The sequence below is a fragment of the uncultured Actinomyces sp. genome (assembly GCF_963526355.1).
Taxonomy (GTDB): Bacteria; Actinomycetota; Actinomycetes; order Actinomycetales; family Actinomycetaceae; genus Actinomyces.
In genome coordinates this window covers 34,129-55,456 of sequence record NZ_CAUROW010000008.1, presented here as the reverse complement: position 1 = coordinate 55,456, position 21,328 = coordinate 34,129, and the positions used below count along the sequence as shown (strand labels likewise).

The 21,328-nt window shown below is 61.5% G+C and carries 7 protein-coding genes; 4 read left to right on the top strand and 3 right to left on the bottom strand.

What is annotated here, in order from left to right:
* The first annotated feature begins 1,165 nt into the window (after positions 1–1,165).
* The 4 genes from RWR81_RS03785 to RWR81_RS03770 all read left to right on the top strand — a co-directional run bounded on the left by RWR81_RS03785 (position 1,166) and on the right by RWR81_RS03770 (position 17,270).
* Complete coding sequence (locus RWR81_RS03785) at positions 1,166–7,636, top strand: SDR family NAD(P)-dependent oxidoreductase (RefSeq protein WP_314454622.1); 6,471 nt, start codon at positions 1,166–1,168, stop codon at positions 7,634–7,636.
* Between the two features lie 5 nt (positions 7,637–7,641).
* Complete coding sequence (locus RWR81_RS03780; RefSeq protein ID WP_314454619.1) at positions 7,642–11,925, top strand: beta-ketoacyl synthase N-terminal-like domain-containing protein; 4,284 nt, start codon at positions 7,642–7,644, stop codon at positions 11,923–11,925.
* Between the two features lie 236 nt (positions 11,926–12,161).
* Positions 12,162–14,399 carry a 1,4-alpha-glucan branching protein GlgB gene (gene glgB / locus RWR81_RS03775; RefSeq protein WP_314454615.1) on the top strand — a complete coding sequence of 746 codons (2,238 nt, stop codon included), beginning with the start codon at positions 12,162–12,164 and terminating at the stop codon, positions 14,397–14,399.
* A gap of 504 nt (positions 14,400–14,903) precedes the next feature.
* The gene (locus RWR81_RS03770) at positions 14,904–17,270 is read left to right on the top strand and encodes a glycogen/starch/alpha-glucan phosphorylase (protein ID WP_314454611.1); all 2,367 of its coding nucleotides are present in this window, start codon (positions 14,904–14,906) and stop codon (positions 17,268–17,270) included.
* 83 nt (positions 17,271–17,353) lie between these two features.
* Here RWR81_RS03770 and RWR81_RS03765 read toward each other — a convergent pair whose 3' ends face one another.
* The 3 genes from RWR81_RS03765 to RWR81_RS03755 form a co-directional block, all read right to left on the bottom strand.
* A complete protein-coding gene (locus RWR81_RS03765; RefSeq protein ID WP_314454606.1) occupies positions 17,354–18,313 on the bottom strand; it encodes a tetratricopeptide repeat protein in 960 nt (319 codons plus the stop codon).
* A 155-nt stretch (positions 18,314–18,468) separates the two neighbouring features.
* Complete coding sequence (locus tag RWR81_RS03760; protein ID WP_314454603.1) at positions 18,469–19,515, bottom strand: Tat pathway signal protein; 1,047 nt, start codon at positions 19,513–19,515, stop codon at positions 18,469–18,471.
* On the bottom strand, positions 19,512–21,266 hold the full coding sequence (locus RWR81_RS03755; RefSeq protein ID WP_314454601.1) for a hypothetical protein: 1,755 nt from the start codon (positions 21,264–21,266) through the stop codon (positions 19,512–19,514). Before RWR81_RS03755 ends, RWR81_RS03760 begins: the two co-directional genes overlap by 4 nt.
* Positions 21,267–21,328: the final 62 nt, after the last annotated feature.

Here is a 21,328-nt window from a genome sequence, read left to right as displayed (position 1 = left end):
TCACGCACCGTAACGAGGTAGAGCAGAGTGGAATACCGCCAAATCCACTCACGGAAGCCCCCGAATCTCCGCCAATTCCGAGCCGCCAGCACTCCGTTCGAGGAGGCTGAAGGCATACCACGCCCACGACAAGACAACGCAACACAACCCACAGCATCAGGATGATGCCGAGCGGCACCTTCAAGTTCACATACTTCAATGAGAGGCAAAGTCCCATCCTAGGTTTCCCCACCTAAACCAGACACGGTTTCCCGACAGATTTCAAAAGCATAGAAGCTTCTCGTCGCCACCACCCGGCAACCAAGCGGGATTCAGATACGACTTCCATCGCGAACCTCGAGCCTTAGAAAACAGCTGAACAAAAGTTCAAACGCCAAACCGGCAACAGCTCACCAACCAGTCACTGCTGTCTCCGCACAGCAGATCCCGCCTTCTCCCGTGGAGCGCTAGACACGTTAAACAGTGGCGCAATATCCCTGGCCTCATAGCCCACCGTCAATTCAACCTTACAGGAGATACAATGAGTATATCGCCCATCATAGTCCTTAGTCCATTCGGATCTATGAATTATAGTCTCCTTCGCCGCGCCAGCGCCGCCGGAGCGCTCAGCGTCATTGACGGATCCGAGGCAACCAGCACATTGCCCATAGAACGGTTCCTCCGCTCAGCCGCAGGACCGGTCGGGCTACGATTTGAACGGTCCCCAAAACTTCCCTGGGAACTAGTAGCCGATGTCATTCGCGATAACACCCCGAACGCAGTGATTCTCGGGTCTGAATGCCTAGAGGATCCAGAGGCGATCAAACTAATCGAAGACGCGGATTTCATCATGGGCGAGGCATTGTCCTGCGACGAGGCCTTCCAGTGGATCGAGCACGGCGTCGATGGAGTGCTGATCCGAGGGCGGGAGGGAGGAGGACGCACCGGAGAATCCTCCTCGCCGGTCATACTTCGTCAAATTCTCGCCCGCCACAGCGACGCACAGGTATGGGTACGCGGAGGCGTGGGACGTCACACGATCAGAGGCCTTATGGCAGCCGGGGCTGCCGGAGTGGTGCTTGACGTTCAGTTTGCACTGATGCCGGAGGCAGACACCTCGGCAGCACTACGTCGTCTCCTAAGCGCTCCATCGCTTCCACGACCGGTCAGGCAGGGCGGCGAGCAGATGCTGCCCACTGCCAAAGGCTTGTACCGCACGGTTCCGCAGTCCGAGCGCCGCATCGGCGATGATGCGCTCACGGCCGCCCTATTCGAGCGTCACTACAAGTCCATCTCAGAGGCGATCAAGGACCTCATCACACGTGTTCAGGATTTCCCGCAGACATGGGAAACAGTGAATCGACTCAATATTACGGAGGGTCGGGCTGGTCGGGCTCAGCACACGAGGCTGCCCTTTATACAAGGACCGATGACCCGCGTGAGCGATGTCCCTGAGTTCGTCAGGGAAGTCTGCGACGCCGGAGCCTTGGGCGCACTCGCGCTCGCTGCATCCAGCCCAGAGACAGCACGAGCACTGATGTCTGACGCCGAAACGATGCTCGAGGGGCGCAGCTGGGCTGTGGGACTTCTAGGATTCATCGACGAGAAGCTGATCCGCAAGCATCTTGAGCTGGTTCGCGATAGTTCAGCATCAGCGGTTGTACTTGCGGGGGGACGTCCGTACCAGGAGAAGATGCTTCGTGAGGCCGGGAAGCAGTGCTTCATTCATGTACCGTCTCCAGGACTGCTTCGCACGTTCATCGCCGAGGGTGCCAGATGTTTCATCTTTGAAGGGGCGGAATGTGGGGGACACATCGGACCTCTCCACTCGCTACCACTTTGGGAGCAGCAGATAAGTGTTCTTCTAGAAGTCGTCGACGAGGGCGATTTGCGTCCGGATGAACTTGTCCTCGCCATGGCGGGCGGCATATACGATTCATATACCGCCGCCATGGCCCTCCTCACCGCGGCCGATCTCATTAAGGAAGGCGCTGCGGTGTCGCTTCTCATGGGAACCGCCTACTCATTGACCACCGAAGCGTTACGCACAGGTGCAGTAACTCAGGATTTCTGCGATGTCGTGATTTCTACGAAGGGTACCGCCAGGCTCGAAACTGCACCCGGCCACGTGACACGTTGCGTCCCCACGCCACTGATCGAGGAGATTGCGGAAGTTCGACAAAGCATGTCTCGCGCCGGCGAACCTGATCAGAACATCTGGATAGCTCTTGAAAAAATGACGCTCGGCCGCTTGAGAATAGCAACGAAGGGGGTGGACAGGGAAGGGAATGAGTTACGATCGATCCCCATTCATGAGCGGCACACCTCCGGTCTATACATGACAGGCGAAGCATCGCAACTAATTAATTCAGTCTCCGATATCGACACTCTTCACACACAAATTTTAGAGGGACTGGAACAGGTCAGACAAAAGGTATCCTGCACAACTAGATATACCGAGAACCAGCCCCACACTCCATGGGGAGAAGGCATCGCAATCATTGGAGTATCGGGCCTATTCCCGGGCGGAAAAGGAGTCAATGGGTTCTGGCGGAACATCCTGGATCGAGTCGACTTAGTTACCGAAGTACCCACCGATCGTTGGAATCCAGAAGTATTCCTGGACAACGGAAACCGCAATATTCCTCATACAGACTCCACCAGGGGAGCATTCCTTCCCGCAACTCCTTTTGATCCGGTCTCATACGGAATTCCTCCGCGCGCTCTGGCAAGTATCGAGCCAGTCCAGCTTCTTTCTCTCGAAGCAGCAAATAATGCTCTGATCGACGCTGGACTAACTCCTGGATCAGTTGACGCCATAACCAGCATTATTTTCGGAGCCGAATCCGGGAGTGACCTTTCGGCCGGAATAGCCCTAAGAACCGGGCTCCCAATGTATACAGGGAGTCTTCCTGACGAACTGGATGCCGCCCTTCCGCCCCTCACAACCGACTCCTTCCCGGGAATGCTAGCCAATGTGGTATCCGGAAGGATAGCCAATCGCCTTGATGTCTCAGGATCAAACTTCGTTGTCGATGCAGCGTGCGCATCCTCTCTCTCTGCTCTCAAAGCTGCTTGTCAAGAACTACTTCTAGGTGACTGTGACATTGCTGTGGCGGGCGGAGCGGATACTCATAATGGTATCGGAGACTACGTCATGTTCTCGTCCGTAGGTGCGTTATCGAAGAAGGGCACTTCACGGCCATTCGACAAAGATGCCGATGGAATAGTCCTCGGCGAAGCTGTGGCATGCGTGGTGCTCAAACGTGTTGCCGATGCAGTGAGAGATGGCGATCGTATTTATGCCACAATCAGGGGAATCGGATCAAGCAGCGACGGGCGTGCCACCGGTCTGACTGCCCCGCGCCTTGAAGGCCAATACCTGGCTCTGCAGCGCGCATACGCGGCCGCCCAAGTCGCCCCTGCGTCGGTAGACCTGATCGAAGCTCACGGAACGGGTACGGTGGTCGGAGATCGAACTGAGTTACAAGCACTTACCAATTTCATGACCGATAACGGTATGGAAAAAGGCTCATGTGTCATCGGATCCCTCAAATCGCAGTTTGGACACACTAAGTGTGCTGCAGGCATGCTCGGCATAGTAAAGGCTGCACTTTCTATCAACCAGGGAGTACTTCCTCCGATGGCGGGCCTGGCTCATCCGAGCGCTGTCTGGCGTCCAGACTCCTCTCCATTTGTATTCCGAGACACACCGGCTCCGTGGGCAGCGAACCTGGAAAGTCGTGTTGCCGGAGTGAGCGCCTTCGGCTTTGGTGGGACGAATTATCACTGCGTGCTCACTGGTCAGCATGCCACAACTAGGCCACTACACGACCCTCGGCAACCAGTGCTTGTGGCTCTACGAGGGAAGACCGTGGCCGACGCCCGAGAGACCGCGACCCAGGCACGTAGAACGCTAGAATGCGACGGAGACGTGGAAGACGTCCTTGAAACGCTGTCCCAACACTACTCCTCCACATCGGAACCAGTACAGTTCGCGTTCGCATTCCGTACTACCAATGAGTTGTTGCAACTGCTTGAGGCAGTTGCCGGCGATGCCAACCATCCTGCGCTTCAACGACGCTCTCAGAACTCTTCCGAACAGTCATGCCTTGCAGTCCTGTTCAGCGGTCAGGGAGGCCAGAAAGTGGGAATGGCGCAGGACATCATTCTGCGCCGCCCAGATCTTTCCTGGCTGGTCCGAGATCAGAAGGAATTGCTAGATAATTGCTTCCCTCCCCAACGATTCACAGTTGAAGAAAAGACGCAGGATGAGCATGATCTCACCCGAACTGATCGGGCTCAGCGTCTACTGGCGATGGCTCAGATGGCGGGCTGGATGGCTTTCTCGGAGCTGGGCGCTGACGTTTCCATGCTGGCCGGGCACAGTTTCGGAGAAATTGTTGCGCTCGCTGCAGGCGGATCCATGACCTCACGCACCCTTTACGGCCTCGCTAAAATCCGAGGTGAGGCAATGAAAAACACGGGCGATGGCGGAGCAATGACAGCCATTCGGGCTGGAGCTGACGAAGTTTCTTCCCTGCTTTCAAAAAACAACTGTACAGCAATTTCGATCGCCAATATTAACTCCGCCAGTCAGGTTGTAGTAGGCGGACCGGTGGAACAAATCGAGGCGTTTGAGCGAATCGCCGTCGATGCACAATTGAACTCGCGACGTCTAGCTGTATCGGCAGCATTTCATACTAAACAGATGGAGCCTTCTTCATCCGAACTGGCACAACGTGTAGCCGACATGAACATCACGCATCCAACGACTTCAGTCTACCGGAATCGTGTCGGCGCTCCATATGACAGAGATGTCGACATCATCGAGGAACTAGCATCGCAACTGCGATCCCCGGTGAATTTTGAGCAGATGGTGCGAAACATGATGGAGGACGGAGCAAACGTTTTCGTCGAAATTGGTCCGGGCCGCATACTGTCAGGGCTCGTTGAGTCCATCACGGGATCGGAGTGCATCAATCTCGATCTCACATCCCAAAGTGACACTTTGCCGAACCTGGCGGCCCGTCTTCTAGTCCGGGGAGTGAGTTTGAATGAGGGATGGATCCGGCGAGCAATGCTTCCATCATCAACGCTCGCCCCAGAATACCATGGGATTGTCATCGACGGTAAGGGCGTCGACACACGCGGGTGCGTTATCGACGGAGTAACCCGCCCGTCTCACCCTCAGGTGAACCATGTGGCACCGCTAGAGGACTCGACCGCGCCTTCACATCAGACCGCATTACACGATGCAGAAGCGCAGCCGGCCCAGAACCACGCTAAACAACGATCATCCATCACCTCGGAAGCCGCGGCACTGCGAACGGACGCACTTATAGGACATCCTATCGCACTCGATTTAAAATTTGCTAATGATCGAATTCAACATGAAATGAACATCCGCACTGCGCATGATTCAGCCGCACTCGCTCTTGACGACACACAGCCACAGCAACCAGAAGGAACGGAAGACATGAAGACAATCGCCGACGTTGTATTCGAGTACTTGGATGCATCGACCAAGATTGCTGATCGACAGGCCCAGGTCGTCCACGCATTAATTAGTGGAGGTGTCGCACCGCAAGACGATGTGACACCTACACAGAAAGAATCTAGGACACTTCCGGAAATCGATTCATCCTGGGTTTTTGAATCATCTCAATTAGTGCCCGAGCCAGCAGTCACCACCACCGGACGATCACAGGTCACTCCCGTGACCGAGCCTACGAGTGACAAGACACCGGGAACGTCCCCTATCCTCAGTGCTGAGACGGATTGGAATACTCCGGATGAGCCGCCATCCTCATCTCAGGAAGACATGATCGACACAAAGTCCACTCCTTCCGACGAAGAGGAATCTACACAAGACGACACGACGGATACTGACATTCATTCTGTCGTACTCAACGTGATCGGGGAACGGACGGGATACCCCGCGTCTATGATTGAAGATGAACTGGATCTAGAATCCGACTTAGGAATCGACTCGATCAAGCGCCTTGAGATAGCTGGTGACCTTATTCGTGAATGCGGCCTCGATACGGAGACCATCGATGAAGTCGATCTTGAAGGTCTATCCAAGTCCCGAACGGTAGCCAGTATGACCGAGTGGCTGGAAGCACGCAGTACTAAGACGGCAACGCCTCCATCCGATGAGATTGGCGCGTCCGACACCACTACCGAAAGTGGGGTGGTGGAGGCTCAACCCTTTCGCTTCGAACTGAGGCCGACCTCCGCTGCAACTGTTCCGCACCAGAACGACGGAAGCACTGTCTACCTGATTCGCTCCGACGATTCTGATGAGAGTGGGGCACTTGCCGAGGCATTGGGGGCCAAGCCCTTCGAGCTTTCAGACGTCAACTTTTCACACGGGTGCGTCGTGATCGACTTCGCCGACAACCGTGATCGAGAGCGAGAGCTACCGGACTACTTCGATAAGCTCAAGCAACTTGCTGAGGCGCCAGAGCCATCCTGCCTACTTGTCGTCAGACGGGTTAAGGCCGATAACGTCGATCTCACTCCCGAGCGTTCCGCCGATGGAATGCGAGGACTCATGCGTACTCTGGCACTGGAGCTGACTGACACACTCGTCGGCTATGTCGAGATCGACTTGCCCGATGAGGATGACGCAACATGCGTTCGTCGGGCGCTGGAATGCGATTGTACTGTCACACCGGTACATATCGTGACAGAGAACGAGGTAAGCCTTTTCCACCTAGCGCCTGCGCCGCTCGACTCCCTGGCAACGACCGGGGCCGGCTCGTCCGATGGCCGGGCCGAAGCGCTGAGCGCCGCCGGCTTGAATCCGGGAGCGACTCTTGTGTTCTTCGGAGGTGGTCGAGGAATCACGTCCGTGGTCGCTCAGAGAATGGGACTCACCTGCCCAGGATTTATCTATGTGTGCGGATCCAGTCCTATACCACGTGACAAGGAACCGGAAGGGCTGCATCTATCCACCAGCCTCATTGACTTGCGTCAGGCGCTCTTACGTGAGGGGATGTCTGACCTTAGTCAGATTGAGGTTGAGGCTCGACGAGTGTTAGCGGAGCGTGAGATTCGTCAGACCCTTGAAGGTCTAAAGGAATCAGGGAGCACGGCGGAGTACAGGACTGTCGACGTGAGGAACGCCGATCAGGTGGCGAGCTTTCTTGAGTCTGTCGCTCGGGAGCGTGGGAGAATCGATGGCGTGGTTTTCGGCTCTGGAATTAATCGTGACCAGTTGCTCTCACGCACGAGCCGAGCACAGTTCGACCATGTATACCGTACGAAACAAGACGGAATCGACAATGTTCTTAGCGGGCTGGATTCTTGCGGGGTCTTGCCGGAGTTTGTGGTTGCTTTCGGCAGCATTGCGGCAGTACGGGGTAGCCGTGGACAAATCGGCTATGCTGCCGGCAATGATGGGATGCAAACGACCTTAACCAGGTGGGGGCGCCTACGAGGCGTTCGCGCTTTGACAGTCAACTGGGGTCCCTGGGCGCCCCAGGGAATCCACTCAGGCATGGTTTCGACTGAACTTCAGCGAACTTTCTTGGCAAACGGACGCTCATTAATACACCCCGCTTCTGGAGCAGATGCACTCATTCAAGAGCTGGCCTGGGGATCTCGGAGCATAAATTCGGTGACGTACCTTCCGGAGGGATGGAGTTAATGAGTGTGAGCAACTCGGCAGATTCAGTTCAACCGCGCCCACAACTTGCCGTCGTGGGAATGAGCGCACTATTTCCGAGAGCGTTGAACGTTGAAGAGTTCTGGGCAAACAGCATAGCCGGCATTCAAGCTTTTCGAAAAGCACCAGAGGATAGAATTCCCAGCGTTTTCGTCAACTCCGACGCAGTCGAAGCAGAAGGTGTTTACGGAGATATTGGTGCCTTTGTGGATGACAATCTGATGGTCAATGTGAAGGGTCTGGGATTGTCGCCTCGGGCAGCGCAGGCAATGGAACCTGATCAAGTGATAGCACTCGCTCTAGCCGATCAGGCTCTCAGCGATTCCGGTGACCTGCTCAACTCAGTTCCGCATGACAGAGTTGGAGTCGTCATCGGAAAAGGAGGATATGTCGCACCTGCGGGCATCAGGCACACCAACCATCTTCGCGGAGCCCGACAACTCGAAGCCAGCCTGCGTGCCATTATGCCGGACATGCCTCAGGAGAACCTGGAGGCACTGATGAGGTCGTTTCGTGACTCCAATCCGGTTGGGGACGGCAGCGATGCCATTGGCTTGGTCTCCAACCTCGCGGCGGCTCGAATAGCCGGACATTTCGACCTGCGCGGAGGAAACTGGACGACTGACGCCGCATGCGCCTCATCCTTGATCGCGTTGGACACGGCAATGTCGCAATTGGCGTTAGGAACTGTGGACGCGATGATTGTAGGAGGTGTGCACCACTGCCACGATGTTGCCTTCTGGAACGTATTCTGCAGAATGGGCGCAATGTCCCGATCCGGGAGAGTCCGCCCTTTCGACGCCGACGGAGACGGACTTCTCATCAGCGAGGGAAGCGCGATGTTGGTGGTCGAGCGCCTCGAGACCGCTTTGGACGCCGGGAGGCGAATTCATGCAGTGATCGAAGGAGTGGGCGTTAGTTCCGACGGAACATCAGGCACGCCAGTTCGACCAGGCTCGCCAGGGCAGGTTCTGGCCATGCGCCGGGCCTGGAGTGAGGCTGGAGTGGATCCCGGTGACGCCTCATTCGGCCTATACGAGGCGCACGGCACCGGAACGCCAGTCGGGGACACCACCGAACTGACATCATTAGTGGAACTGATCGGCCAGAAGAAGCACAAGGTGACGATCTCTACAGCGAAGGGCTTCATCGGCCACGCCATGCCGGCAGCCGGTATGGCAGGCCTGATCCGAGCGATCTGTGCAACGCGCGACGGGATTCGACTTCCCTGCGTGCCACCATCATCGCCACTGCCTCAACTAACCGATGGGTTGGAGATCAGTCCTCAGCCCGTCCCCTGGGACGCGCCTCATGATGCTCCTCGACGGGCAGGAGTGAGCGCATTCGGTTTCGGAGGAGTCAACGCACACGTCGTTGTCTCACAGCCCCCCTCGTCGGGCTCGCAGGCGTCGGCATCGTTCTTGCGAACCGCCCTCAGGTCGCGTTACGCACTTCGACTCCGAGCACGTGACCGCAAGGAGGCCGCCGCCGAACTTCGCCGGATGGGAGTTGCCGGAGCGATGAGCCAACCTGCAGGAGCAGTGCGAGGAGAGGGCCCAGTACGGGTCACCCTGATCAACCCGACTCAAGAGCGCATCGAGATGCTTATAGAGCAACTTGAGGGTTCACGGGTTATCTGGGCCGTTCCTGGTGCAGGATTCATTGATCCGGCAGCGCTCAATGGCGAAGGCTTGACGGTGGGGGTTTGTCCAGGATTAGAAGGCGGTTGGGCCGATTCACGATCCGACGTAGTGTCGTCAACCTCAGACGATGAGACCTATGATTGGCGTGCTCATGCCCGCTCGGTACTGCAGGAAAGCACATTAGCCCATCAGGCGCTCCACGAGGTGGGCGTCGTCTGTGACGAATTCATGGGGGCGAGCTTAGGCGAGATCAATGCGTTGCGGGCAGCGGGAGCCATTCACCGCACGGATGATCGCCCTGAAGTCATGGATGATCTGTTGAGCACTATTTCCACACCCAGCAACGGATACGTGCTCGTCGTCGCCGATCGCGATCGGACGCTGCCCCTTCTTGAGGGGCTGGAGCACTCTGGCCTGTCTCATGACAACGGCCCTTCACAGTGCCTGATCGGCGGTCCGGACGGCGAACTGGAGACCGTGTGTGAGCGGGCTCGTTCGACAGGCATCACTGCGAGACGTCTTGAACTTCGGTCCGCCTTCCACACGCAGGCCATTCAGCCTCATGTTGATGTCCTGCGTCAGGCACTGGAATCATTGAATTGGACGAGAGGAACGGCGCCAGTATGGTCCTCCGCATCCGCCGCACAGTACGATATGGACCCGGTCGGTTTGTCGGAGCAGGCGGTGGCGGCAATAGCCGAACCCGTTAAATTCCGTGAGACTATCGAGGCATTATATGACCACGGAGCACGTTTTTTCATCCAACTCGGTAGCGGAACATCCACCAGCCTCATAGACTCGATTCTTGGAGAACGTCCTCATCTGTGTACTCAGATACGCCCAGATCTGGAGCACTTTGCGCTCGACTCCCTATGGGCTCGCGAATTGGCATGGTGCATGGGCAGGGAGGACGTGCAGGACGTGTTACTGACGGATACCGGAAGGTTCTCCAGTGGCGAGAGAAAGTCGCCTACTGCGTTCGATGTGACTTTGAATCTCGGCACACCACTGGCACAGGTGCCCACATTGAATGAAGCGAGCAGGATCACAACGGTCCAACTCGAGGACAGCACTCCGACGCCGAAACCGATTCCACCCTCTATTACAATATCGGCAGAAACAATGCCCTATCTGCTGGATCATTGCTTCTACCGGCAGCCACCTCATTGGCCCGACGTGGAGGATCGTTGGCCCGTAGTTCCTGGGACCACTATTCTGGCCTTCATTCAAGAGGTTCTCGAGAACCACTACACGGGTATGGTTGTCACTGGCTTCCGGAACGTCCGCTTCCTCAGGTGGCTCCCGGCTGAACCGCGTCACGATGTTCCACTCCAGTGCAGCACTCAGGACGATGGCTGGATTGCTGTTCGATTCGGCGACTACGCCAGCGCGTCAGTAAAGCTGGCAAAACAGTACCCTGCAACACATGCAACAGCCCCTGACGTTCCTGACTCTTGGAAGCCGTGCGCAATCTCGGCACGTGACCTGTACGACAAGCGCTTTCTTTTTCATGGGCCCAGTTTTCAGGGCCTCACCAGCATCGGGCCGTTCGGTCCGGAGGGCATCTCGGGACGCATTCGCCCTTCCAGGGTTCCCGGGGCCGTCCTGGACGGAATGGGTCAAGTGTTCGGGTACTGGCTCATTGAGAACCAGACGGAGAATGCTCGAATGCTGCCGGCCGCAATTGGTGAGATCGTCTTCTTCACCGATATTCCGACTTCCGGCGAAGACCTTGACTGTCATGTAAGCATTACTGGCCTGGAAGACGATGCCGTGACAGCTGATATTGTGCTCAGTCTTCAAGGCGAGATCATTTGCAGAGCCCACGGATGGGTGGACCGGAGGTTCAACACTTCACCACGGACGCAAGCCGTGGAGCACTGGCCAGAGTTTCACGCGTTCTCGCGCTCTTTGGACGGGGAATGGGTATTTTGTGCCGAGCCCTGGAGCAATCTGCCCTCTCGCCAGATGATGATGCGCAACTACCTGGGAACTCCTGAGCGTCGCCGATACGACGCGCTTCCGCCTTTACGCCAAAGGCACTGGCTCCTGGGTCGCATCGCGGCGAAGGACGCAGTACGCGAACTGTTGTGGAAGGAGAACCCCAAACCGATCTTCCCGGCTCAAATTACCCTTCTTGAGGGCCCGGACGGTGCTCCAGAGGTACGCGGACGTTTCGGTTTCGATGAGGTCGACGGCATTTCCGTTTCCATCGCGCATGTTCCTGGGCTGGCCGTAGCCCTTGCACGGCGGGGAGGCGTGGCGCCGGGCATCGACATTGAGGCCTGCGGCCCTCGCAGCAGTCAGACGAGAGAAATGGGATGGACCTCAGCGGAGCAGGAGCTCATCGCACGTGCCGAGGCAGCCTTTCCTAACACGGATTGGTGGACTGTCACTTGGTGCGCTAAGGAGGCCGTTGCCAAGGCTGATCGTACCGGTCTACATCCATCGCCTAGAAGTTTCACAGTGACACGCATCGATCCCCATGGACGACGACTTGCCGTGACATCTCCGAATAGAGGCCGTGAGGAGACTGTGATTCGTTGGAGGAACGTGACGAGGCCCCAGGTTGGGGCGGGAGAAGGACCAGAGATTTATGTCGTTGCGTGGACTGATAGCCGGTTGTAGGGCTGTTGAGGGTGACGGTTCCCTGCGATTCCACACCGAACCGCACCCGCAGGAGTCATTGGTCTAGTACCTTGGCCCTGTACGCGCATGAAGCCGGGGACACTCCGGCGCGGCGCGCCAACCAGTTACGTCGCTGCCAACGCGCCGTGCCGGGGTCCTTACCCAAATACCGATATCCTGCCGTATTCGCGCCCCAACCCCTCCCCCTAGCCGCCCTCGCATGGAAGAATTGCTGCATGAACGATTTCAAGGCCTCCGAGCCCGCCGACGCCCCCAGGCCCCCTGACGGCCCCACCCCCACCCGAGTCGCACCATGGCTGCTGGCTGACGTCGCCTACGCGCGCTACCACGATCCGCATGAGGTCCTGGGCGCTCATGTGGGCGAGGACGGGGTCACCGTCCGCACTGTCCGTCACCTGGCCGATAATGTCGTCGTCGTCACCCGGCAGGGAACCTACCCGGCCACCCACGAGCAGGACGGCGTGTGGGTCGCCGTCCTGCCTGGTCAGGAGATCCCCGACTACCGCATCGAGGTCACCTACGGTGACGAGACCACCACCGTCGATGACCCCTACCGCTATATGCCCACCCTGGGCGAGATGGACACCTACCTCATCTCCGAGGGCCGTCACGAGGAGTTGTGGGAGGTCCTGGGCGCCCACGTCAAGCGCTACGACGGCCCCATGGGCGAGGTCGAGGGAACCGCCTTCGCGGTGTGGGCTCCCAACGCCCGCGCCGTGCGCGTCGTCGGCGACTTCAACTACTGGGACGGCACCGCCACCGCCATGCGCTCCCTGGGCTCCTCGGGCGTGTGGGAGCTGTTCATCCCCGGCGTCGGCGTCGGTGCGCGCTACAAGTTCGAGATCTGCTTCGCCGACGGCTCCTGGCACCAGAAGGCCGACCCGATGGCCCGTGCCACCGAGGTGCCCCCGGCCACCGCCTCGGTGGTGACTGACCAGTTCCACGAGTGGGAGGACCAGGACTGGATGGCCAAGCGCGCCACCACCGACCCCCACAACGGCCCGATGAGCATCTACGAGGTCCACATCGGCTCGTGGCGCCAGGGTCTGGGCTTCCGCGGCCTGGCCGAGGAGTTGGTCCCCTACATCAAGGAGGCCGGTTTCACCCACGTCGAGTTCCTGCCGGTGGCCGAGCACCCCTTCGGCGGCTCCTGGGGCTACCAGGTCACCGGCTACTACGCACCCACATCGCGCTTCGGCACCCCGGACGACTTCCGCTACCTGGTCGACCAGCTCCACCAGGCCGGCATCGGCGTCATCCTGGACTGGGTGCCCGCCCACTTCCCCAAGGACGAGTGGGCCCTGGCCCGCTTCGACGGCACCCCGCTGTACGAGGACCCCGACCCGCAGCGCGGCGAGCACCCCGACTGGGGCACCTACGTGTTCAACTTCGGCCGCAACGAGGTGCGCAACTTCCTGGTCGCCAACGCCCTGTACTGGCTCCACGAGTTCCACGCCGACGGTCTGCGCGTCGACGCCGTGGCCTCCATGCTCTACCTGGACTACTCGCGCCAGGACGGCCAGTGGCACCCCAACCAGTTCGGCGGCCGCGAGCACCTGGAGGCCATCAGCTTCCTGCAGGAGGCCACCGCCACCGCCTACCGCAAGAACCCCGGCATCATCATGGCCGCCGAGGAGTCCACGGCCTGGCCCGGCGTGACCGCCCCCACCGAGTACGGAGGCCTGGGCTTCGGCCTGAAGTGGAACATGGGCTGGATGAACGACACCCTGCGCTACCTGGCCGAGGACCCGGTCAATCGCCGCTACCACCACGGCGAGCTGACCTTCTCCCTCGTCTACGCCTTCTCCGAGCAGTTCATTCTGCCGTTGAGCCATGACGAGGTCGTCCACGGCAAGGGGTCCCTGTTGTCCAAGATGCCGGGAGACCCCTGGCAGGAGCTGGCGGGCCTGCGCGCACTGTACGCCTACCAGTGGTCCCACCCCGGCAAGCAACTGCTGTTCATGGGGCAGGAGTTCGGGCAGGGAACCGAGTGGAACGCGGACAACTCCCTGGACTGGTGGATCCTGGACGACCCGGGCCATCAGGGCCTGCTCGCCCTGGTTGGCGACCTCAACCGCCTTTACCTGAAATCGCCGGCTCTGTGGTCGGAGGACTTCTCCCACCGGGGCTTCGAGTGGATCGAGGCCGGCGACGGCGACCATAACGTCCTGTCCTACCTGCGCAAGGGAACAGACGCCGACGGCAAGGCCGACCTCATGGTCTGCGTCATCAACTTCGCCGGCACCCCGCACGAGGGATACCGGGTGGGTCTGCCCTTCGCCGGGAAATGGGAGGAGATCATCAACACCGACTCCGAGGAGTACGGCGGCTCCGGCGTGTGCAACCTGGGCCACATTGAGGCCGAGGACCTGCCCTGGAACGGTCGCCCGGCCTCGGCACGCCTACGGATCCCCCCGATGGGCGCAGCCTTCTTGCGTCCGGCGAAGGACTGACCCGGTCTGAAATCACGCACTGCGGTGGGGCGAGCGGCTCGAGTGGCTCTCGCCCCACCGCAGTGCTTGAGAGGTTGAGCCAGGAGCACCGGGGGGCGAGTGATGGTCAGCGGTGCCCTCCCCGTCGGGGACATTCGACGCCGCCGGGTGCGGTCTGCGCGTCCAGGGACAGGGATTCGGTCCCCGGACGCGTGAGATGTCCCCGGCCGAGGGCGGTGTCGGCGGTCGGCACGCTCTTCGGCGTACCTCACGAGCCGGGTCGCCTCCGCACCGCCCTCCAAGGCGGCCTCTGAGCCACCAACGTGATCGGGACCTTGAAGTCGGCCCCACACCATCACCTATGAGCCGGTAGTCTGAGCACTGTCTCGCACAGGAGCGTGGCCTCCGACGCCCTGTACTCCCAGCGCAGACCGGACGGCCCGACCCTCGTCGATGTACGCTTATTTTCAGTCCGCTGCGAGATTCTTGCAGTCGGCGACCACGAAGCCTGACAAGGGAAGAAGAATGACACAGAAGCTGGTCACGAGCGCCCCCGCGCAGGTGCGCGCCGTATCCGGTCGACCCGCTACCGCGGCCACCCTCATGGAGGTGTGGCAGGGCCTGTCCGCCGCCGTCGTCGACACTATCGCGGACGACTGGTACGCCACTGAGCAGAAGTACAGCGCCGGACGCCAGGAGCACTATTTCTCCGCGGAGTTCCTCATGGGCCGCGCCCTGCTCAACAACCTGTCCAACCTGGGCATGGTCGATGAGGCCCGCAAGGTCGTCGGTTCCTTCGGCGTGAATCTTTCCGACGTCCTGGAGCAGGAGCCCGACGCCGCCCTGGGCAACGGCGGGCTGGGCCGCCTGGCCGCCTGCTTCCTGGACTCCTGCGCCACCCTGGACCTGCCGGTCAACGGTTTCGGCATCCTCTACCGCTACGGCCTGTTCAAGCAGGTCTTCGAGGACGGCTTCCAGACCGAGCACCCCGACCCCTGGATGGAGGAGGGCTACCCCTTCGTCATCCGCCACGAGGAGGCCCAGCGCCTGGTGCGCTACCGGGACATGACCGTGCGCGCCATCCCCTACGACATGCCCATCACCGGCTACGGCACCAAGAACGTGGGCACCCTGCGTCTGTGGAAGGCGGAGCCGCTCGAGGAGTTCGACTACGACGCCTTCAACTCCCAGCGCTTCACCGAGGCCATCGTCGAGCGCGAGCGCACCTCGGACATCTCCCGCGTCCTCTACCCCAACGACACCACCTACGAGGGCAAGGTCCTGCGGGTGCGCCAGCAGTACTTCTTCTGCTCGGCCTCCCTCCAGCAGATCGTTGAGAACTACGTGAAGCACCACGGCGAGGACCTGTCCGGCTTCGCCGACTACAACGCCATCCAGCTCAACGACACCCACCCGGTGCTCGCCATCCCCGAGCTCATGCGCATCCTCATGGACGAGCACCGCCTGGGCTGGGAGGCGGCCTGGGACGTGGTCACCAAGACCTTCGCCTACACCAACCACACAGTGCTGGCCGAGGCCCTGGAGACCTGGGAGATCTCCATCTTCGACCGTCTCTTCCCGCGCATCACCGAGATCGTCCGGGAGATCGACCGCCGCTTCCGCGTCGAGATGGCCGAGCGCGGCCTGGACCAGGCCACCATCGACTACATGGCCCCCGTCTCCGGTGACAAGGTGCGCATGGCGTGGATCGCCTGCTACGCCTCCTACTCCATCAACGGTGTGGCCGCACTGCACACTGAGATCATCAAGCGCGAGACCCTGGGCGAGTGGCACGCCATATGGCCCGAGCGCTTCAACAACAAGACCAACGGCGTCACCCCCCGCCGCTGGCTGCGCCAGTGCAACCCCAGGCTGTCTGCGCTCCTGGACGAGGTCACGGGCTCGGACGCCTGGGTCAAGGACCTCACCGTCCTGGCCGAGCACACCGACTCCGTCGACGACTCCGTCTACGATCGCCTGGCAGAGATCAAGCACGCCAACAAGGTGGAGTTCGCCGCCTGGATCGCCCAGCGCGAGGGGCTCGAGATCGATCCCGAGGCGATCTTCGACGTGCAGATCAAGCGCCTCCACGAGTACAAGCGCCAGCTGCTCAACGCCATCTACATCCTGGACCTCTACTTCCGCATGAAGCAGGACCCGAGCCTGAAGGTCCCCAAGCGGGTCTTCATCTTCGGGGCGAAGGCGGCTCCCGGCTACATCCGGGCCAAGGGCGTCATCAAGCTCATCAACGCCATCGCCGATCTGGTCAACAACGACCCGGTCGTCTCCCAGACCATCAAGGTCGTCTTCGTCCACAACTACAACGTCTCCCCGGCCGAGCACATCATCCCGGCCGCCGACGTCTCCGAGCAGATCTCGATGGCTGGTAAGGAGGCCTCGGGCACCTCCAACATGAAGTTCATGATGAACGGCGCCCTGACCCTGGGCACGCTCGATGGAGCCAACGTGGAGATCCTCGAGGCCGTGGGCGACGACAACGCCTACATCTTCGGCGCCACCGAGGACGAGCTGCCCGGCCTGCGCGAGAGCTACAACCCGGTGTGGCACTACGAGAACGTCCCCGGCCTCAAGCGCGTCCTGGACGCCTTCACCGACGGCACCCTCGACGACAACGGATCGGGCTGGTTCGCCGACCTGCGCCGCAGCCTCCTGGAGCCCTCCTACGAGCCGGCCGACGTCTACTACGTCCTGGGCGACTTCGCCTCCTACCGCGAGACCAAGGACGCCATGGCGACTGACTACGCCGACACCCGCGCCTGGCAGCGCAAGGCCTGGGTGAACATCACCCGCTCGGGCCGCTTCTCCTCCGACCGCACCATCAGCGACTACGCCCGTGAGGTCTGGAAGATCGACCCCGAGCCGATCGCCTGACTCCGAGCCCTCGGCATAGGCGAGTGCCCCTCACCGTACTGGTGAGGGGCACTCGTGTCTGTCGGGGCCGTCGGTACAGGCGCTCAGTAGAGCAGGGAGGCCAGACGGCGGCGGGCCTGGGCCACCTCCGGGGAGGTGGATCCGATGATCTCGAAAAGCTCGAGCAGACGCAGGCGGGCACTCTCACGCTCCTCCCCCTGATGGGTGCGCACGGCCTCCAGGGCCCGGCCGAGAGAGGCGTTGACCTCGCCGAGGGCCAGGGCCGCGTCTGCCCCGGCCAGAGCCGCCTCGAGGTCGGTCGGGGCTGCATCGGCCGCGGCGATCAGCTCGTGGGGGTCCTGGCCGTCCAGCCGGGCCATGAGGCGCACCTGGCTACGGGCCACCTTGAGGTCGTCGTCGCTCGGGTTCTGCGCGATGGCATGGGTGTAGACCTCCTCGGCGGCAGCGAAGTCACCGACCTCAATGGCCTCCCGGGCGGCGCGCTCGACCTCGGTCTCCTCCGGTTCCTCGGCCCGCGAGTCGGCACCGGCCGCGGCGTCGACGGCAATGGTTCCACTGACGCCATTGGCGGCCGCGACCTCCAACAGCTGGTCGATGATCGAGCGCAGCTGCTCCTGAGGAACCGAGCCCTGGAACATGGGCACCGGCTGACCAGCGACAAGGGCCATCACTGTGGGAACGGCCTGTGCTTGAAGCGCCTGGGCGACCTCCGGGGCGGCATCAACATCTACGCGCGCCACCTGGAAGCGTCCGCCGTACTGCCCGGCCAGGTTCTCCAAGTCGGCCGCGAGGTCGGCACTGGCCTGGCTGCGTGGGCTGTGCAGGACGACGATGACGGGCACCCGGGTGGAGACCTCTGCGACATCACGCAGACTGGAGGCATCGACGTCGACCACGAGTGGCACCGGCAGCCCACTACCAGCAGATCCTGAGGCGGGGGCCGAAGCACCACGCGAGGCCGAGCCCGCGGCTCCACTGGCAGGATTCATCGACTTGGCGTGGGGAGCGAGAGTGGACAGGTCGACGGCGCCGAACATGCTCATGGCAGCTGCCTTCCTCGGGCCGCGGCCCGGTTGCTTCAGTGGTCGGAGTCATTGAGTGATCGGCCCTATCAGAGGCGTCGTGCACGGGTGAGCGCTCGGGAGCGCCGCCCCCAGCCTCGAAACGGTCGCGGAGACAGGCCGAGAGTGGGCGACGCTTAGGACGGCCTGGTTGAGGCCGGCGCCGTCGGGGCCGGTGCCTGGGAATCGTCCCGGTCGACCTTCATCAGCGCTGTCTCGGCTCCCAGAATCGCAGCCGTTTCACCGCTTCCCTCCTTGGGGATGGCGAAGGCGACCATGGAGTCGTAGGTTGCGGTGACCGTACCGACGATCTTCTGGTTACCGCCCATGAGAGCAGCGACATCACCCTGCAGGGTGAGGTCGGAACCGTCGACCGTGCGCTTGTAGACAACCGTGTAGGTCAGGGTCGTGAAGACGAGCGCCCCGCCGTCGCCCTCCTCCAGCTGGAGGCCCTGGAACCCATCCGAGCCGGCGGCGGCCGTCACAGTGACCTCACCCAGGGAGTTGAGATTGGTGGCACGGGTGGCCTGGATCTTCTGGCGCAGCAGGTCATCCGGAAAGGCCTTGCCGTTCTCGCCCTCGGGGTTGTTGAGTGCATCAACATAGGCGGCGAGCACCGCCTGAGGGGTGGAGACCAGACCGGCGGAGTCGGCGGTCACCTGCTTGGCGCGCTGGGCCGTCTGCTTTGTCAGAACAGGAATGCTTTTCTGCACCGAGAATCCCTGTACCCAGGCCCATACCTTGAACTGGTCGCGGGCCGAGTTCTGCTCCAGGGACAGGATCGAGGGGCTGGCGCCCTCGGAGGCGACGGCGGCGTTGCGGGGGAATCCCACGGTCTGCCCCACGCCCCCGCCTTGACTCTTGGTGGACAGGGGGTGGATATAGTCGTTACTCCCGCTGGCGGAGGCCGTGGCGTACTCGGCTGCGCGGATCCGGGCCGCGGGGCCGGACAGGACCTCCTTGAGCTTGTCCGCGTTCTTCTCCTTGTCCGCGTCGTCCAAACCGGCCTGGACGCGTTGGAGGATGTCATCGAGCTGTTTGTCGTTGAGGACGGGCTCGGCGATCGGGGTGCCAGAGGCGAGGGTCTGGCCAGGCTTCGGCTGGGACTTCGAGCAGGCGGTCAGCCCCAGGGCGAGGGCGGAGGCACCGCCTGCACTGAGAAAGGCTCGACGGGTGGACTTCATGCGTGCTCCTGGTTGTCGGGGTCCGCAGTGGGATCGGGCTCGCCGAGAGGCTCGGCGTCTGCCGCCTGGATGGCGGCCGGGTCAACGGCGGGAGGCAGTTCGACGCCGCCCGAGTAGTTGGGCCATGACATCGTCGTCGACGTCGCGGAGGAGTCCGCGGAGGCGGTGACGGCGAAGAAAGTCTCCTCCGCCTTCTCGGTAGTCGGGCCCTGCGGCGCGACGGTCGCCTCCGGGCGCGGCTGCTCCGCCGCAGGCCAGGACTGCGCATCTTGGGGCTCGGACCCGGTGGTCGCCCAGGGATCCGCGTCCTGGGCCGGAACCACCGTCGTCAGATCGGTGAACTCCGCCGTACGCCCGTCGAATACCCGCTCGTCGCCTGCCTCACCGATCACGTCGCTGCCGGGGTGATCCTGCGGGAACGCGTGTGACAGGTCAGAGGAGTTCTCGACGTCGTCGGTCGCATCAGGGGCGATGTCTCCGTCCGGGACCACATGGTCATGACGGCTCAAGGGGTCGGGGTGGGCCGGCTCCTCGGTGAGTCGGTGGGTACCTAATACGTCGGTTTCGTCCGAGGCGATCATCAGAGCCTCGCCATCATCCTCGAGTGCGCGCGCGGCCCGGTACTGCTGGGTGGCCGCCTCATCCAGACCGGGAACGACCGCAGCCCCTCGGGCGACACCCGCGACCGCATGGTCCTCGCCCTCCTGCCACATGACGCCATCATCGAAGCCGCCATCGCGAAGCGTCTCAGACGCCTGGGGAACAGAGGACGCCACAACACCATCCAGGTAGACACGCCCTGTTCGCGGGTCCGTCCACGCCTCCCCGGCGGCCTCGGCACGCTCCTTGTCTCTCAGCTCCCGGCGGGTCAGCTGCCGGTCGGGATCATCCACCTGGGGGATGCCCTCAGTGGAGACGCCGTCCGCGTTGGCGATGCGAGCCGCGCGCTCAGCCGCACGGGTCCTCCGCTCGGAGTCGGAGCGACGCAGCTGGAGATCGATGAAGAACAGGAAGACACCCGCCAGCACGAGCAAGCCTCCCAGGACCAGGCCACCGTAGAAGTACCAGGGTGTCTCCACCTGCCGTGACCAGCTCATAGTCAGGTTGGGCGCCTGGGCCTCGCCGTCGGTCATCGCCATGACGACGATCTGCTCGTCGACGTTCTTGCGCGGCAGCAGCGCACGGTCGGCGGCCTCAGCAGTGTTGAAGGTGACCGAGGAGCCGCCGGCCTTCTCTCCCAGCCAGAGATCGGAACCAGAAGCACTCACAGCACTCGCTTTACGCTGCGAGCACCGGGCCCCTGAGGCAGGCGATGATGCGCTGCTCTGGGCGGAGGCGGAGGACTGCGCCTCCTGCGCCGCGGCGGAGGGCGTCGGGGTCGCTGACGGAGCAGGGCAGTACTGGGTCTCATCCCTGGAGGACAGAGTTCCGGCATCGGCGTCAACACCGGTGACCACCGTGTAGGGAAGCGCATTGTCGGCGTCGGGGCTCAACCAGGCCTCGACGTCGGCCGCACGGGCCACGAAGAGGTGGACGTCCTTGCCTCCCGAGGACTTCGCGGTCACGGTGATATCGGAGTCCGCGCCGCTCAAGACCCCGGGCGCGGTGATGACGTAGGGCTGGGAAGGACCGGAGGACAGCGTCGCCTCAACCTTGGAGCTGGGTTTCCAGATGGTGGCCGAACAGACAGCCAGGACGATGAGGACCAGCCCGAGGACGGTCACCGCCACGCTCAAGATACGTCGAGTCACGACGCGGGTCTCCTATTGCTCGCGGACACGGTTGGCGACGGCCAACTGCAGGCGCAGACCGT